At 52.5% G+C, this 15316-nt stretch carries 13 protein-coding genes; 5 read left to right on the top strand and 8 right to left on the bottom strand.

The features are described 5' to 3' along the window. Positions 1-97: 97 nt before the first annotated feature. The gene (locus Q4E93_RS24240) at positions 98-1537 is read right to left on the bottom strand and encodes an aminotransferase-like domain-containing protein (RefSeq protein WP_303589742.1); all 1440 of its coding nucleotides are present in this window, start codon (positions 1535-1537) and stop codon (positions 98-100) included. An 85-nt stretch (positions 1538-1622) separates the two neighbouring features. On the opposite strand from Q4E93_RS24240, the gene Q4E93_RS24235 reads away from it, so the two are divergent. The 4 genes from Q4E93_RS24235 (at position 1623) to Q4E93_RS24220 (ending at position 7681) form a co-directional block, all read left to right on the top strand. After that, a complete protein-coding gene (locus Q4E93_RS24235; protein WP_303589740.1) occupies positions 1623-3068 on the top strand; it encodes a pyridoxal phosphate-dependent decarboxylase family protein in 1446 nt (481 codons plus the stop codon). A gap of 15 nt (positions 3069-3083) precedes the next feature. Then, positions 3084-4157, top strand: coding sequence for a branched-chain amino acid aminotransferase (locus Q4E93_RS24230; RefSeq protein WP_303589737.1), 1074 nt, complete (start codon positions 3084-3086; stop codon positions 4155-4157). Positions 4158-4223: 66 nt separating this feature from the next. Then, positions 4224-5036 carry a glucose 1-dehydrogenase gene (locus Q4E93_RS24225; RefSeq protein WP_303589735.1) on the top strand — a complete coding sequence of 271 codons (813 nt, stop codon included), beginning with the start codon at positions 4224-4226 and terminating at the stop codon, positions 5034-5036. Between the two features lie 5 nt (positions 5037-5041). Continuing rightward, complete coding sequence (locus tag Q4E93_RS24220) at positions 5042-7681, top strand: MGH1-like glycoside hydrolase domain-containing protein (protein ID WP_303589734.1); 2640 nt, start codon at positions 5042-5044, stop codon at positions 7679-7681. Between the two features lie 15 nt (positions 7682-7696). On the opposite strand, the gene Q4E93_RS24215 is transcribed toward Q4E93_RS24220, so the two are convergent. From Q4E93_RS24215 to Q4E93_RS24195, 5 genes are all read right to left on the bottom strand, one after another. Beyond that, a complete protein-coding gene (locus Q4E93_RS24215; protein ID WP_303589733.1) occupies positions 7697-8650 on the bottom strand; it encodes a D-2-hydroxyacid dehydrogenase in 954 nt (317 codons plus the stop codon). Then, positions 8647-10254 (bottom strand): L-lactate permease, encoded by a 1608-nt coding sequence (locus tag Q4E93_RS24210; protein WP_303589732.1) that lies wholly within the window; start codon positions 10252-10254, stop codon positions 8647-8649. Before Q4E93_RS24210 ends, Q4E93_RS24215 begins: the two co-directional genes overlap by 4 nt. 44 nt (positions 10255-10298) lie before the next feature. Continuing rightward, entirely contained in the window at positions 10299-11132 is an 834-nt protein-coding gene (locus tag Q4E93_RS24205; RefSeq protein WP_303589730.1) for a universal stress protein, read from the bottom strand. A gap of 95 nt (positions 11133-11227) precedes the next feature. Continuing rightward, a complete protein-coding gene (locus Q4E93_RS24200) occupies positions 11228-12607 on the bottom strand; it encodes a sensor histidine kinase (RefSeq protein WP_303589728.1) in 1380 nt (459 codons plus the stop codon). Position 12608: 1 nt separating this feature from the next. After that, positions 12609-13301 (bottom strand): response regulator transcription factor, encoded by a 693-nt coding sequence (locus tag Q4E93_RS24195; protein ID WP_303589725.1) that lies wholly within the window; start codon positions 13299-13301, stop codon positions 12609-12611. A 265-nt stretch (positions 13302-13566) separates the two neighbouring features. Between Q4E93_RS24195 and Q4E93_RS24190 the strand changes: the two genes are divergently transcribed. After that, a complete protein-coding gene (locus Q4E93_RS24190; RefSeq protein WP_303589723.1) occupies positions 13567-13878 on the top strand; it encodes an early set domain-containing protein in 312 nt (103 codons plus the stop codon). Positions 13879-13941: 63 nt separating this feature from the next. Here Q4E93_RS24190 and Q4E93_RS24185 read toward each other — a convergent pair whose 3' ends face one another. Continuing rightward, positions 13942-14604 carry an SDR family NAD(P)-dependent oxidoreductase gene (locus Q4E93_RS24185; protein ID WP_303589721.1) on the bottom strand — a complete coding sequence of 221 codons (663 nt, stop codon included), beginning with the start codon at positions 14602-14604 and terminating at the stop codon, positions 13942-13944. A gap of 19 nt (positions 14605-14623) precedes the next feature. Further along, entirely contained in the window at positions 14624-15286 is a 663-nt protein-coding gene (locus Q4E93_RS24180) for an SGNH/GDSL hydrolase family protein (protein WP_303589719.1), read from the bottom strand. Between the last annotated feature and the right edge of the window lie 30 nt (positions 15287-15316).

Below are 15316 nucleotides of genomic sequence, written 5' to 3'. Positions count from 1 at the left end.
CTAAATATAAGAAATTTTTATCTATCTACAACGAGGATCTTGTTTGCTGTATGCATTCCTGAATTTCAGCATTTTACAACCCTCCGGCGCCGGAGGGTCACAGCATCTTCCTGATGAGTGTACCCAGTACTTTTAACCCTTGCTCGACATCTTCATCCCAGGGGCGGGCGTAGCTGATGCGCAGACAATTGCCAAAACGACCTTGCATGGAAAAGAGCTGTCCGGGCGCCACGGAGATATGATGTTTCAACGCCTCGCGGTACAGAAGGTAGGCGTTGAGCTTTTTATCCAGCTCAACCCACAGCACGAAACCACCCTGGGGGCGGGAAACTTTCACATTCTCTGGAAAGTATTGCATGATGCCCTGCAAATAGCGCAGGCATTGTGTGTGCAGCGCCTTGCGTAATTTTTTCAAATGGTATTCATATCTGCCGATGCTTAGGAAATGAGCGATGGCCTGTTGTGTGATGGTGACGCCCGTCACTGTGTGCATCATCTTGTGGAGGACTACCTGCCCGGTGAACCTCCCGGGGATGGCCCATCCGATGCGATAGCCGGGCGCCAGTGACTTGGATAATGAGCTGCAATAAAGGACCCAGCCTTCTTTATCGAAGGTCTTGCAGGTTTTGGGGCGATGGCGTCCGAAATATAGCTCTCCGTAAATGTCGTCTTCGATGAGGGGAATACGGGCCCTGGTAAGCAGCTCCACCAGGGCTTGTTTATTTTTATCCGGCATGCAGGAACCGAGGGGGTTGCTGAAATTAGGGACGAATACGCAGGCTTTGATGGGAAATTTTTTGATCAGGGTAGCCAGCAGGTCCGGATCCATACCTGTCATGGGATCGCAGGGGATCTCCAGCACTTTGAGGCCCAGACTTTCCATCACCTGGAAAATGCCGAAATAAGTAGGGTTCTCGATGGCAACAGTATCGCCGGGCTTTGTCACGGCTTTCAGGCACATGACCAGGGCCTCCATGCATCCGGCCGTTACTACCACATCCTCTTCGGACAGCTTGCCGCCCCAGTGGAAGGCTTGTTTCACCAGCTGACGACGCAGCTCCTTACTGCCCTGGATGTGTTCATATTGGATCGCATGATGCCGGGTGGAGCGCATGGCGTGCACCAGCGATTTATTCAGCCGGGCCACGGGCAGAAGGCTTGTCGGCGGCGCTGCAATGGAAAAATTGATCAGGTCGTCGGAAGTAATGTCGTTGAAGACGGCGGTGATCATCTCCTGCACGCTCACATCGCTGGTCACCGGCTCCGGCTCTGCGATCCGTGGAAGGGCGGGCATTCTCCGGAAATTAAACCGGACATAGTAGCCTGATTTGGGCCGGGCTTCAATCAGGCCTTTGCCTTCCAGGTGATAGTATGCCTGGAAAGCTGTGCCCATGCTGATCCCATACTCTTCGCTGAGCATCCGGACGGAAGGCAGCTTGTCCCCTATCTTAAGGGTCTCCTCGCCTATCATTTTTTCCAGGCCTTCCGCTACCTGGAGGTAGAGGTGGTCCTGGTCATTGAATTTTTTCTTTGGCATATATTATCTGATACAGCCAAAATTAATAAATCTGCATCTGTTTTATTATAAGATTCTTTCGGAATTTTGGGAAAATGATTTGCTTATGGAATATAATCTGGATCCTGCCGATTGGGAGGAGCTGCGTCAGCTTGGTCATCGTATGGTAGACGATATGATGGAGCATTTGCGCACGGTACGGGAAAGGCCGGCGTGGGTGAAGATGCCGGAGAATGTATTGCAGGATTTGAGACAGCCGTTGCCGCAAGGGCCGCAGGATGCCGCCGATGTGTATGAAGATTTTCTTCGTGCCGTGCTGCCTTACAATAAGAACAATATACATCCCCGCTTTTGGGGCTGGGTGCAGGGAGGGGGTACGCCTTTCGGAATGCTCGCAGATATGCTGGCCAGCGGTATGAATGCCAATGTCGCCATCGGTGATCATTCGGCGATGTATGTAGAACAGCAGGTGTTGGATTGGAGTAAAGAAATGTTCGGTTTCCCTGCATCGGCTTCCGGCATTCTCACCAGCGGCGCCTCTATTGCGAATATAACGGCGCTGGTGGTGGCGAGGAATCATTTTCGCGCGGGGGTGAAGCAAAAAGGTGTGCGGGCCGTGGAGGGACAGATGATCGTTTATGGCTCTTCGGAAACGCACAACTGTGTGGCGAAAGGAGTTGAAGTCATCGGCATCGGAAGCGACCATTTCCGCAAGGTTCCGGTGGATACGGATTACCGTGTGCGGACGGAGGTACTTCGCACCATGATACGGGAGGACCGGGAAGCAGGGCATCTACCTTTTTGCATCATCGGGAATGCGGGAACGGTGAATACGGGCGCCATCGATGACCTGGAGGTGCTGGCAGTTATTGCAAAGGAAGAGGGTTTATGGTTCCACATCGACGGAGCGTTTGGCGCTATTCCGTACATACTGCCTTCATTCCGGGATAAGCTGAAGGGCTTGCAGCTGGCGGACAGTCTCAGCTTTGATTTTCACAAGTGGCTCTACATGAATTACGAGGTAGGATGTGTGCTGGTGAAAGAAGCAGCCATACATCGTGCAGCTTTTGCCACTTCCGTGAATTACCTGATGCAGCATGAACGGGGACTATCGGCGGGGCCCGAGACTTTCACCAATTATGGGATGGAGCTGTCAAGGGGATTCAAGGCATTGAAAGTATGGATGCTGCTGAAAGAGCATGGTGTACAAGGGTACGCGAGACTGGTGCGACAAAACCTGGATCAGGCGCAGTACCTCGCAAAATTGGTCCGGGGGAACGGAGAGTTGGAATTGTTGGCGGATGTACCGCTCAATATCGTTTGCTACCGGTGGAATCCCGGGGGCATGGAAGAGGAGGAGCTGAACACCAGTAACAAGGAGATCCTCATGCGGCTGCACGAAGAGGGTATTGCCCTTCCGACGTATACGGTGTTGCATGGGCGATATGCCATACGGGTGGCGATCACCAATCATCGCAGCAGGCTGGAGGACTTTGATGCCCTGGCAGATGCCAGCATACGCATCGGCAGGGATCTTCATATAACACAATAAAAAAATAACCACATTATGTCTATTACCAAATCATTGCCTATTCCTGTGCAAAGGGTTTCCGAAACCAGGCTTCCTGAAGTGGACTGGGATGACCTGGAATTTGGAAAATATTTTACAGATCACATGCTTATCTGCGATTACGCGGATGGCGATTGGAGTGATGCGCAGATCATCCCTTTCGGGGATCTTCGGCTGAGCCCTGTCGCACTGGCGCTGCACTATGGGCAGACCATCTTCGAGGGGATGAAAGCTTTCGGTATGGAGGATGGTGCAGTGAATATATTTCGTCCTTATAAACATCATGAGCGCCTGTCGCTGTCGGCGGAACGTTTGTGTATGCCTGTTGTGCCGCAGGAAATCTTCATAGAGGGCCTTCGGCGGCTGGTGGAGCTTGACAAGGCCTGGGTGCCGGCAGCTGCGGGGAGCGCGCTGTATATCCGGCCCTTTATGATCGCTACGGAAGCACGCCTTCGGGTGAAAGTATCCGGCGCCTATCGTTTTGTTATTGTCGCCACACCTGTCGGTTCCTATTTTCAGCAGCCCGTGCGGGTGAAAGTGGAAAGAGATTTTGTCCGTGCGGCAAGGGGCGGTACGGGCTATGCCAAGTGCGGCGGCAATTACGGCGCTTCCATGTACCCAACCCAGCGGGCCAGGGAGGAGGGTTATGACCAGGTGTTGTGGACGGATGGAAAGGAGCATCGCTTTATAGAGGAATCTGGCGCCATGAATGTATTTTTCGTAGTGGATGGCGTGTTGATAACGCCGCCCTTATCCGACTCGATATTGGATGGGGTCACACGCGACAGTCTGTTGAAGCTGGCCGTCCGGGACGGTATCCCTGTAGCGGAGCGGCCTGTCGACGTGGAGGAACTGAAAGCCGCCTTTGCCGGGGGGAGGATCAGCGAGGCATTTGGATCCGGGACGGCGGCTGTTATTTCTCCCATTGGGGTCATCGGAATAGATGACAAGGATTATGTGCTGCCTGCCGCGGAAGAGCCGGGTGTGGGATCGCGGCTGAAAGCAGCGTTGGAAAATATCCGTTATGGCAAAGCTAATGATACGGAAGACTGGAATTTTCTTGTTAAATAGGCCAGGAAAGTAAAAGGTGGTGAATATTTATCGGTAAATTGAACCAATAAGCAACGGTTTACCGATATGAAGGAGAAAAAATTGCAAGGGCAGGTGGCCATCGTCACAGGCGCCAGTTCCGGCATCGGTTCGGGGGTAGCCAGGGCGCTGGCGGCGGCAGGCGCAACGGTGGTGATCAACTACCCGGCAGAAGCTACCAAGATAGGGGCACAGACAATATTAGAGGAAGTCATCAGTGCCGGGAACGGGGGCATCATATATCAGTGTGATGTTAGTAAGGAACAGGAAGTACAAAAGATGTTCTCCGACGTAATTGCTCAATTCGGAACGGTGGACATTCTTGTTAATAATGCGGGATTGCAAAGAGACGCTCCATTCCAGGATATGACCCTGGAGCAATGGAATTTTGTACTTGGCGTAAATCTCACCGGGCAGTTCCTTTGTGCCCGGGAAGCCATCCGTGAGTTCCTCCGGAGAGGCATTGTGCCGGAAAGATCTCTCTCAGCCGGCAAGATCATCTGTATGAGTAGTGTTCACGAAGTGATCCCCTGGGCGGGGCATGTCAACTATGCCACCAGTAAGGGGGGCATTATGATGATGATGAAAAGCATTGCGCAGGAATTTGCACCCTGGAAGATCCGTGTCAACAGCATTGGACCGGGCGCCATCAAGACGCCTATCAATCATCAGGCGTGGGATACGCCAGCGGCGGAGAAAAAGCTGCTGGAGCTGATCCCTTATGGCCGTGTCGGTGTTGTCGAGGACATCGGGGCTGCGGCGGTATGGCTGGCGAGCGATGATTCGGAATATGTGACGGGCACCACTTTATTTGTGGATGGCGGCATGACTTTGTATCCGGGATTTAGTACGAATGGATAAAAAATATGGAAAAAGAAAGGCTTAAGATACCAGATTGGAAAAAATGGGGCCCTTATCTCTCCGAAAGGCAATGGGGCACGGTGAGGGAGGATTATAGCTATAATGGAGAACCCTGGCTCTTCACCACGCATGATATGGCCAGGAGCAAGGCCTGGCGCTGGGGTGAGGACGGACTGGCAGGTTTCTCCGACAAGCGGCAGACGCTGTGTTTTTGCTTAGGGCTCTGGAACGAAAAGGACGCGATCATTAAAGAAAGGTTATTCGGCCTGTCGGGTTATGAGGGCAATCATGGCGAGGACGTAAAGGAGCTGTATTATTATCTTGACAGCAGTCCCACCCACGCTTATATGAAGATGCTGTACAAGTACCCTCAGGAGGCGTATCCTTATCACCGGCTCGTGGAGGAAAACCAGCGGCGGACAAAACAGGATCCTGAGTTCGAGCTGATGGATACGGGCATCTTCGACGACGACAACTATTTCGATGTATTCATAGAATATGCCAAGGCGGACATGGAGGATATCCTTGTGCGGGTGACCGTGTACAACCGCGGGAAGGCCGCGGCCCCTATCCATCTGCTGCCTACGATCTGGTTCCGCAATACCTGGGCCTGGGGTTACGACGATTATAAGCCCAGGATGATGACTTCGAATGAAGGAGATATCCTGATCCAGCACCGGGAGCTGGGAGATTTCACGTTCTTCGGGGAGGAAAAGGAAGGGCACCTTTTCTGTGACAACGAGACCAATATAGAGCGGTTATACGGCGCTGACGGTACCGGCTATTTTAAGGATGGCATCAATGAATACGTCGTCCAAAAAAATACGAATGCAGTGAACTACCAGGAAGGCACGAAGGCGGCCCTGCATTATCAACGGATGGTCCCTCCGGGCCAGTCTACCTCCATCCGGCTGCGATTGCAAAAAGGCTGCAGCCTGACGCCATTCCGGGACTTCGACGCCATTTTCGAAGCACGTCTTAGAGAAACGGATCAATTCTATAATGAACTGCAGGTAGAGATGACTAATGAGGACGAGAAGCTGGTGCAGCGCCAGGCTTTTGCGGGCATGTTGTGGGGTAAGCAGCTGTATTACTACAATGTTCATCAATGGTTGAAGGGCGACCCCCGTCAGCCGCCTCCGGCGCCGCAACGAAAAGTGGGTCGTAATCACACCTGGCAGCACCTCAACAACAGCAATATCATTTCCATGCCGGACAAATGGGAGTATCCCTGGTATGCGGCCTGGGACCTTGCCTTCCACTGTATCTCGCTGGCCATTATCGATGCCGACTTTGCCAAGCATCAATTATTGCTGTTGACGCATGACTGGTATATGCACCCCAATGGTCAGCTGCCGGCCTATGAATGGGCTTTCAGCGATACCAATCCTCCCGTACATGCCTGGGCTGCTTACCGCGTTTATGAGCTGGATAAGCATGCCAACGGGGGCAAGGGTGATATTGCTTTCCTGGAGACTGTCTTTCACAAGCTGCTGCTCAACTTTACCTGGTGGGTTAACCGAAAGGATGAGGAGGGTAATAACATCTTCGAGGGAGGATTCCTGGGGATGGATAATATCGGGATCTTTGACCGTAGCAACACGCGCCTGCCTTATGGGGGGACGCTGGAGCAGGCGGACGGCACCAGCTGGATGGCCGCCTATTCGCTGAACCTCATGCGCATTGCCCTGGAGCTATCCATGAATAATCCTGCTTACCAGGACATGGCCAACAAGTTCTTCGAGCATTTCCTCCATATTGCTGCGGCCATCGCCAATATGGGTGAAGGGGCGGAAGGGCTCTGGGATGCGGAGGACGAATTCTTTTATGACACTATCCGGCTCCCCGGGGAGAAAAGCATCCGGGTGAAGGCCCGTTCAATGGTAGGGCTGATCCCGCTCTTTGCCGTGGAAGTGATCGATGACGTTATTTTACAGGCCCTGCCTGAATTCGCGAAGCGGCTGAAGTGGCTGCTGGAACATCGTCCTGACCTGGCGTCCCTGGTGTCGCGCTGGCATGAAAAGGGCTCGGAAGAGAAGCATTTGTTGTCGCTGCTGCGCGGGCACCGGATCAAGCGGCTGTTGAACCGTATGCTGGATGAGACTGAATTCCTCAGCGAATATGGCGTACGGGCTTTGTCCAAATACCATGAAGAGCATCCTTACGAGCTGCAGATAGACGGCCAGGTCCTAAGTGTAAAATACGTGCCGGGAGAATCGGACAGCGGTATGTTCGGCGGCAATTCCAACTGGAGGGGTCCCATCTGGATGCCTCCCAACTTTCTTCTTATCGAATCATTGCAGCGTTTCCATCATTATTACGGGGATGATTTCAAGGTGGAGTACCCGACCTATTCCGGTAAATACTTAACATTAAATGAGATCAGCCATGAGCTGACCCGCCGGCTGTCGCATATCTTTCTCCGTGATGAGAAAGGTCGGAGGGCCGTGTTCGGCAATTGCGACAAGCTGCAGCATGACCCTCATTTTAAGGATTATGTTCTCTTCTTTGAATATTTCCATGGCGACAACGGCACGGGACTGGGGGCATCGCACCAGACCGGGTGGACAGGGTTGATCGGCAAACTGCTGATGCCCAGGAACGTGGTGGTGGAGCCGGCTGCACGGGCGGATGAGAACAGGTGAGGCCTGTTGTCCTGCTCAGGCTGGCGTGACCACATTAATGGGATGGCGGTCCAGGAATGCTCTTACATTGGAGGTCGTCACCTGCATGATCCTTTCTCTTGCCTCCTTACTTATCCAGGCGTTATGGGGTGTGATAATACAGTTTTTGGCGGTGAGCAGGGGATTGGCTGCCACGGGCGGCTCTATGGACAGGACGTCCAGGGCGGCGCCTCCCAGGCGGCCTTCGTTCAGCGCGTCGGCCAGGTCCTGCTCCTGAATAAGCTGTCCCCTGGCCGTATTGATAAGAAATGCCGTGGGTTTCATCAGGCGCAGCAGGTCTTTATTCACGAAGGCATGATTGTCGGGAGTCAGGGGGCAGTGAAGGGTCACGACATCGCTGGTGGAGAAGAGTGTGGGCAGGTCCGCGGGTACGTCCGGCGTCCAGGGTTTTATCATCGGGCTGTAATAGATCACTTCCATACCAAAGTCCTGGGCGATCTGTCCTACGCGCTGCCCGATGTTGCCGTAGCCTACGATACCTATTGTTTTGCCTTCCAATTCCATTATAGGCGCCTCCGTGTAGCACCAGTCTTCGGAGCGCAACCATTTGCCTTCCGTGACTGAGCGGGCATTCCGGCCTACATGGTTGGTCAGCTCCAGGAGGAGCGCAAAAGCGTGCTGGGCAACAGAAGCTGTGCCATAGGCGGGAACATTGCAGACGACGATGTTTTTCTTCCGGGCTGCGGCAATATCCACTATGTTGTATCCTGTTGCCGTCACGGCAATCATTTTCAATTGCGGCAGGGCATCCAGGGTAGCAGACGTAAAAGGCACTTTATTGGTAAGGACGATGTGCGCATTTTTGCATCTGTCGATGATCTGGTCGGCGGACGTCCGATCATAATGGGTCAGCTGTCCCAATGTTTCCAGATCCTTCCAGCTCAGATCGCCGGGATTGAGGGTATAACCGTCTATTGCAACTATGTTCATAGGCCGAAGATATGCTTTATATGAAAAAGGTGGATAAGCCAGGCCTGCAAAGTAGTCAATATGCAGACGATAGCCAGCATGATGAAGCTGTGTTTGGCTGTAAACCGGAAGATGTCGGATTCTTTTCCCACCAGGCCCACGGCTGTTGCAGCGATGGCGATGGATTGGGGGGAGATCATTTTGCCTGTGACGCCACCGGAGACATTTGCAGCCACTGTGACAACAGGGTCTACACCGATGGCGACCGCCGAGTTATACTGTAATTTACAGAAAAGCGCATTGGAAGAAGTATCTGATCCAGTGAGGAATACGCCCAGCCAGCCCAGGATGGGGGAAAAGAAAGGGAAGAGCGTGCCTGTCGTTGCAAGGGCCAGGGCCATGGTAATGGACATACCGGAGTTATTGACAACATAGGCAAAGCCCATTACAGAGGTTATGGTGAGCGCGGGAAATTTCAGTTGATGGATGGTCAGACGAAAGGCTTTGGCTGCCATCGCGCCGTCAGCCCCGATGATCGGGATGGAAAGTATGGCCGCAAACAGCATGGCAGTGCCGGCATTGGCAAGCCAGCTGAAGGTGAAAGGTTTGATCACAAGTGGACTGCCATCCGCCCGGAGGATGGCATTATGCAGTCCCGCGATCGTAGCTTTCAGCTGTCCGACAGTATTCAGCTGGTCTTTTATGGCGGGGACTCCCCATAGGATCACCAGCAGGGTCATGATCATGAAGGGAGACCATGCCCTGACGATCTGCAGGCTCGTGTAACCGGAGGCGGTTTGTGGCGCATGCGGGCCTGGCCTCCAGTATTTCAGCAATACGATCATGCAAATGATGGAAGTGAGACCCGAAAGGACATCGGGCAACATCGGGCTGATGTAATTAGCCGTGACAAACTGAACAATGGCAAAGCTGGATCCGGCTACCAGCACGGCGGGCCAGACCTCCCATGTCTTTTTGAATCCGACTGTTATGAACACGAGGTAGAAAGGCAGCAGCAGGGACAGCAACGGCAGGGTTTTACCCACCATTTGTGAAATAGCCATTTCCGGCAGGCCGGATACCTGGGAAGCTACGGTGATCGGGATGCCAATGGAGCCGAATGCAACCGGGGCCGTATTGGCGATGAGGCAGATGCCGGCAGCGTATAATGGTTCAAATCCCAGGCCCGTCAGCATGGCGGCTGTAATCGCCACGGGCGCGCCAAAACCGGCAGCTCCTTCCAGAAATGAGCCGAATGCAAATGCGATGAGCAGGGCCTGTAATCGTTTATCGGTGGTGATGGAAGCCATAAAATGCCGGATGATGGCGAATTGTCCGCTTTCCACTGTCAGGTGGTAGAGGAAAAGAACGCCCATGATGATCCAGCAGATGGTGAACAGTCCGAACAAGGCGCCGTCAGCCAGGGAGAGGACGGCCAGCTTCACCGGCATGCCATAGACTATTATGGCGATGAGCATTCCCGCCAGGGCGGTGAGCAGGCAAACCGTGTGTCCTTTCATCTTCCTGATAATGAGGGCCCAGAAGATAAAGGCTATTGGGAGGGCGGCCACCAGGGCCGACAGACCGAGATGGTGCAGCGGGTCTGTGATTTGGGTCCATTTCATATGTCGTTCAATTTACGAAAGAATTGAGCGCCATGGGACTTTGGTTAATTCTGATTAGAGATCGTCATTACAGGTATGCTGAAAGTATTGGGCAATGAATGTGCGCCGGTCCATTTTAAGAATTTGCTGCGGAGCTTGTTCCAGAAGCCGGCGTGCATGGATCCCTTTCCAGGAGAGGTGAGGATGAGGTCGGCCTTAATTTTCTTCGCATAATCCCAGGCAGCCTCTTCCAGGTCCTCTTCGGGACTGGCCTGGCATTCTATGGAAAGGTTTGTATTCTCTCTCAGCAGGCGGTAGCATTTATGGAGGTTATCATGGGACCCGATGGCAAAGCCAGGGTCATTGCTGCTGCCGGGCGCTATGAGGTGGATGGTGGAATTAACAGTCCTGCCCAGGTAGGTGGCGAAAACCAGCTGGCGCATCGGGATATGATCTCCTACGGGCAGCACGATCTTCTGCAGGCTGGAAAAGGACGGCTGTTCGAATACGGAGAGCACAGGGCAGAGGGCCTTATTTACGAGCCGGTCCACGTCAGCGCCAACGGGGTGCCGGAAGAGGGGGTGGCCGGGTCTTTTCTTCCTGACGAGCAGGATGAGGTCGATGCCGTGCCTTTTGGTATAATCAAGGATCTGTCTTTCAGGGAAGGAGGGTTCTATGTTTACTTCGAGGGAGATGGCAGGATCCGCGAGAAAAGGATGCCGTTGCCGTATATCGGCTTTTAACCTGCCGGCCGCCCCTTCGCCGTGAGCGCCAGGAACATGGTAGAAAAGGTGCAGCTGGCATTGCAGGCGGCCGGCCATGTGAAGCGCTTGTTGTACAATGCCCTCATCGTCTGCAAGGTCCACCGGCACGAGCATATGGTTGAATAATTTTTGCATGAGCTTCGTTCCCTCTTCCCAAAACTAGGCCATCGTCTTCGTACGGGCATTAAACAGGAATTAAAATAGCGGTGCAGGAGGATCGTTAACAAAACTCAGTTGAAGATGGTGATGGAGGGCATTTCGATAGTGAAGCTGGTGCCTGTGTCCATATCGGATCTTACCCGTATAAAGCCTTTATGGAGGGCTATGATACGTTGGGCGAGCGCCAGGCCCAGGCCAAATCCTCTGGTATTGGCGGTGCCGGCTCCCCTGTAAAAAGGCTGAAAGATCTGCTGGATCTCTTCGGCCGCAATGACATCCCCCTGGTTTACCACCTGCACAAATACTTTATGGTCTGTGAAGGAGAGGTCGACCACGGACCGTTTGTCCGTGGAATATTTACATCCATTCTCCACGATATTCTTTATGGCAATGTATAAGAGCTCGTTATTGCCAAATACGACAAAATCCTTTTCATCTTCTGGAAATTCTCCGAAGTTGAGCTCGACGCGGTAGTCGCTACTGAGCTTTTTCACATCTGCCGTCACTTTCAGCAGCAGTTCATCCACCCGTACTTCATTGAGTTCGATACCGCCCTGGGAGCCTGTCTTGGCGATCTCGAGGAGACTTTTGGTCAGTTGGCGCATCTGCTGGACGTCCTCACGGATGGAATAAAGCACCTGTTTGTATTCATCGGCGTTCCTTTCTTTTTGCAGGATGACCTCCACCTGGCTGGAAACGGAAGTGAGGGGGGTTGAAAGTTCATGGGAGGCATTGGAGATGAACCTGCGTTGAATGGCGAATGACTCCTGCAGGCGTCCAAGTAAATCGTTGAATGTATTGGCCAGCTGGCTCAGCTCGTCCTGTCCGGTGCCGGCGCGGATTCGGTGAGAAAGGTCATAGGAGGAGATGTCCTGTACTTCCCGGATGATCTGGGACAGGGGCCGTAGCAATTGACCTGTAAACAGGTAGCTTACCAGGGCCGTGAGACAGACGCCCAGCACCAGGCTGAACAGGAGGATCTTGTTTAAGGTTCCCACTCTTTCCAGCCCATCGTCATCATGGCCCGCCACCACTACGATGAAGTCCCTATTACGGGTTTCCCTGTGGATGGCGATGGCATCCCGGTCACCCAGTGTGAAGAATTTTTCTCCCTTTCCTATCACTTCCCGCAGGAGGTCATTGTCGACGCGGAGCAGGGGTGCTCCGGGTACATCATATTGATACAAAGTCTTACCATCATCGGTATAGATACCCATACTGCGGGCGGGCAGGAGGCCGCCGGTGGTATCCATCCGCCGGAGAAAGGAAAAGGCGCTGTCGCCCATCAGCGCGTAGAGCTGGGTATTGTAGCTGGCGCGCGCTTTCAGTCGTTTGTTGAAAACCTGCACCCTTTCGAGCTTGGCAAAGTAGGAGACGGACAACGTCAATACGGATATGATCGCTGTTACCAGCAATGTGAACAGCAGCATTATTTTGTAGCGGATCTTCACGTCAGGGGGTTTCTTTCAGAACATATCCCATGCCCACCTGGGTGTAGATGAGCTTGGAAGAAAAGTCTTTTTCGATCTTTTTCCGGAGGAAATTCACATATACGTCGATGACATTTGTCTTGGTATCGAAGTCGATGTCCCACACATTCATGGCGATGTCAATGCGGGACACCACTTTATTCTTGTTCCGGATGAAGTATTCCAATAATTGAAACTCTTTGGCTGTCAGCGGGATATTCCTGCCTTCGCGGGACACTTCCTTACTATCGAGATTCATGACCAGATCTCCCACTTTCAATACGTTGGGGCCGGCGGCCGGCTGATGGTGGAGGCGTTTCAGAAGGGCGCGGATGCGAACCAGCAGCTCCTGGAAGTCGAAGGGTTTTACGATATAGTCGTCAGCACCTGCCTCGAAGCCTTCTATTTTATCTTCCGTCGTGTTCATGGCAGTCAGCATGATTACGAGGATCTCTTCATTGTAGGAGCGGATATGACGTGCCAGCTCATATCCATTCATCAGCGGCAGGTTGATATCCAGGATAGCGAGGTCATAGGCGCCTGCGTCAAAGAGTTTTTTGCCGATGGCCCCATCATAGGCTACGTCCACTTCATAATGATGTTCCGTCAGTCCTTTACGCAGGGTTTCCGCTATTTTCTTTTCATCTTCTACCAATAAGATCTTTGTTTCTGCCATGGTGGTACCGAATGGTGTAATATAGTGTAATTGAGGGGTTGTGGCCTACTCTACCCCATTAAAAATGCATTAAACCGTTTTAGCAAATAAATAATCTATCTTCTTGCAATATGCCGAAAAAATTTGTAAATTTTGTACACTCTTCCCTAAACACTTTATCGTATGGGTCGTCTACCTGTTGCATGCTAAAATTCGATTAGTCATGTATAATTTTGTCCTTGCCCGGATGAAAGCGATTATTTAAAATCTAAAAAAGGGGGTTGCTATGAAACTGCGCGAATCGCCGTACATCAACAGGCGAACAAAAAGGATCGAGTTTTATGTACACCATCTGAATGCGGCCGCCTGTAAACACATCTCACTGGCGGGAACTTTCAATCATTGGGCGACCGATGAACTGCAAATGAAGCCAGAAAGGGTCACCGGAGGCGGGTGGAAGATCTCCATTCCTATGTTGCCGAATGGCAAGTATTATTATCGATTTTTGATCGATGATAAGATGTGGATGGAAGATATTGAAAATCCCCTGCGGGAGCCGGATGGTGTGACGGGGTTTAACAGCGTGCTAACTGTTTAGACACTATGGGTTGTGAGTAAAGAGAATGCCCGCCTGACGGCGGGCATTCTCTTTGGCCGGAAACTATTTAAGTGAGAGTTCTTTTCCGCTGCAGATAAGCTCCAGCACGTCGGCCAGCTGGGCAGGTTCTATCCAGCCGCTGGAGTCGGCATCGGGCATGCTTTTATGGTTGAGCTCGGTGTCTATCGTTCCAGGTGCGACGACGGAGGCCAGTACATTCTTTCCTTTTGCAGAGGCGTTCAACAGATCAGCCAGGTTGAACAGCATGGATTTGGTGAGGGCGTAAGCGAGTGCTCCTTTGCCCAGCTCGGGTTTTATTGCCGTGCGGGCGCCCATGAAGATCAGCCGGCCGAAGCCGTTTTCCATCATATGCCGGAATAAGGGGCGGGCAGCAAACCAGGCTGTCTCGAAGTTCAGGGAATACATTTTTTGCATAGCTGCCCCATCTGTGGCTGCGACATCGCCCATGGCGAAACCGCCCACCAGCAGTAGGGCTCCATCAATACGGCCGTAAAGGCTAATGGCTTCGGCGATAAAGTCTTCGGTGGCCGCCTCGTCGGAAAGGTTGATGTCCTTCAGCTCGAAATTGTCGTGTGATGCGGCAAACCCCAGGTGGGTGCCCGTGTGGTCGACGGCAATTACCTTGTATCCTTTATCCAGGAATTTTTTTACGGCGGCGACGCCCAGATTGCCATTTGCGCCAGTGATCAGGACTGTCTTTCCCATATGAAAGTTTATTTGGATGCTATTTTGAATCCAGGGCTTCCCACATTTTGTCCGCTACCAGCTGATTGCCGGCATCGTTCAGGTGTACACGGTCCCTGGTGAGGATGCCGGATTCGTTGTTGGCCGGGTTGTTCTTCAGCTCATAGTTATGGAAGAGTTCCCGAAAGTCCACCAGGCCGCAATGAAATTTCTGGGCCAGGTTGCGAATAATCTGGGAGTACGCATTCAGGTCGCCGTCCTGCATATTGGTGAAATCAGTCTTTTCACCGATGACGGCGGGGGTGCAGAGAATCACTTTGATATGCCTGTCCAGCAATTTATTGATGATGGCCACATAAAATTTTTCGAATTTATCGGGGTCTGTGCCTGTGCCGGCGGATGCCTTGTGCCAAACGTCGTTTACACCTATCCAGATCACCACCACATCGGGTTTTTGAGCCAGCACGTCATCCTCCATGCGCAGGTAGAGATCGTATACTTTGTTACCTCCGATGCCGGCGCCGATGAAGTCAAAGTCGGAGCCTCTGCCTGTCTTATCCAGGGCCTCTTTCATTTTTACAATATATCCACCGGGCTGGGCGCCCTGTTGGGTGATGGAGTCTCCGAAGAATACGACGCGGGTGGGTTTTTTGGTGATCATGGAAGTAAAGGCAGTGAACGTGATGAGCAGCAGGAGTCGCATAGCGGTAAAAGTTTTTTCTTCGTCCAAACC

Origin of the sequence: Flavitalea plasmicola, from assembly GCF_030546645.1 — a bacterium.
In the GTDB taxonomy this organism is placed as follows: domain Bacteria; phylum Bacteroidota; class Bacteroidia; order Chitinophagales; family Chitinophagaceae; genus Puia.
The sequence above is the reverse complement of the archived record's forward strand: the minus strand, read 5'-3'. Positions and strand labels throughout refer to the sequence as shown.

Coding starts and splice junctions, on each gene's coding strand:
- Q4E93_RS24240 (WP_303589742.1), bottom strand. CDS start 1,537: ATGCCAAAGAAAAAATTCAATGACCAGGACCACCTCTACCTCCAGGTA.
- Q4E93_RS24235 (WP_303589740.1), top strand. CDS start 1,623: ATGGAATATAATCTGGATCCTGCCGATTGGGAGGAGCTGCGTCAGCTT.
- Q4E93_RS24230 (WP_303589737.1), top strand. CDS start 3,084: ATGTCTATTACCAAATCATTGCCTATTCCTGTGCAAAGGGTTTCCGAA.
- Q4E93_RS24225 (WP_303589735.1), top strand. CDS start 4,224: ATGAAGGAGAAAAAATTGCAAGGGCAGGTGGCCATCGTCACAGGCGCC.
- Q4E93_RS24220 (WP_303589734.1), top strand. CDS start 5,042: ATGGAAAAAGAAAGGCTTAAGATACCAGATTGGAAAAAATGGGGCCCT.
- Q4E93_RS24215 (WP_303589733.1), bottom strand. CDS start 8,650: ATGAACATAGTTGCAATAGACGGTTATACCCTCAATCCCGGCGATCTG.
- Q4E93_RS24210 (WP_303589732.1), bottom strand. CDS start 10,254: ATGAAATGGACCCAAATCACAGACCCGCTGCACCATCTCGGTCTGTCG.
- Q4E93_RS24205 (WP_303589730.1), bottom strand. CDS start 11,132: ATGCAAAAATTATTCAACCATATGCTCGTGCCGGTGGACCTTGCAGAC.
- Q4E93_RS24195 (WP_303589725.1), bottom strand. CDS start 13,301: ATGGCAGAAACAAAGATCTTATTGGTAGAAGATGAAAAGAAAATAGCG.
- Q4E93_RS24190 (WP_303589723.1), top strand. CDS start 13,567: ATGAAACTGCGCGAATCGCCGTACATCAACAGGCGAACAAAAAGGATC.
- Q4E93_RS24185 (WP_303589721.1), bottom strand. CDS start 14,604: ATGGGAAAGACAGTCCTGATCACTGGCGCAAATGGCAATCTGGGCGTC.
- Q4E93_RS24180 (WP_303589719.1), bottom strand. CDS start 15,286: ATGCGACTCCTGCTGCTCATCACGTTCACTGCCTTTACTTCCATGATC.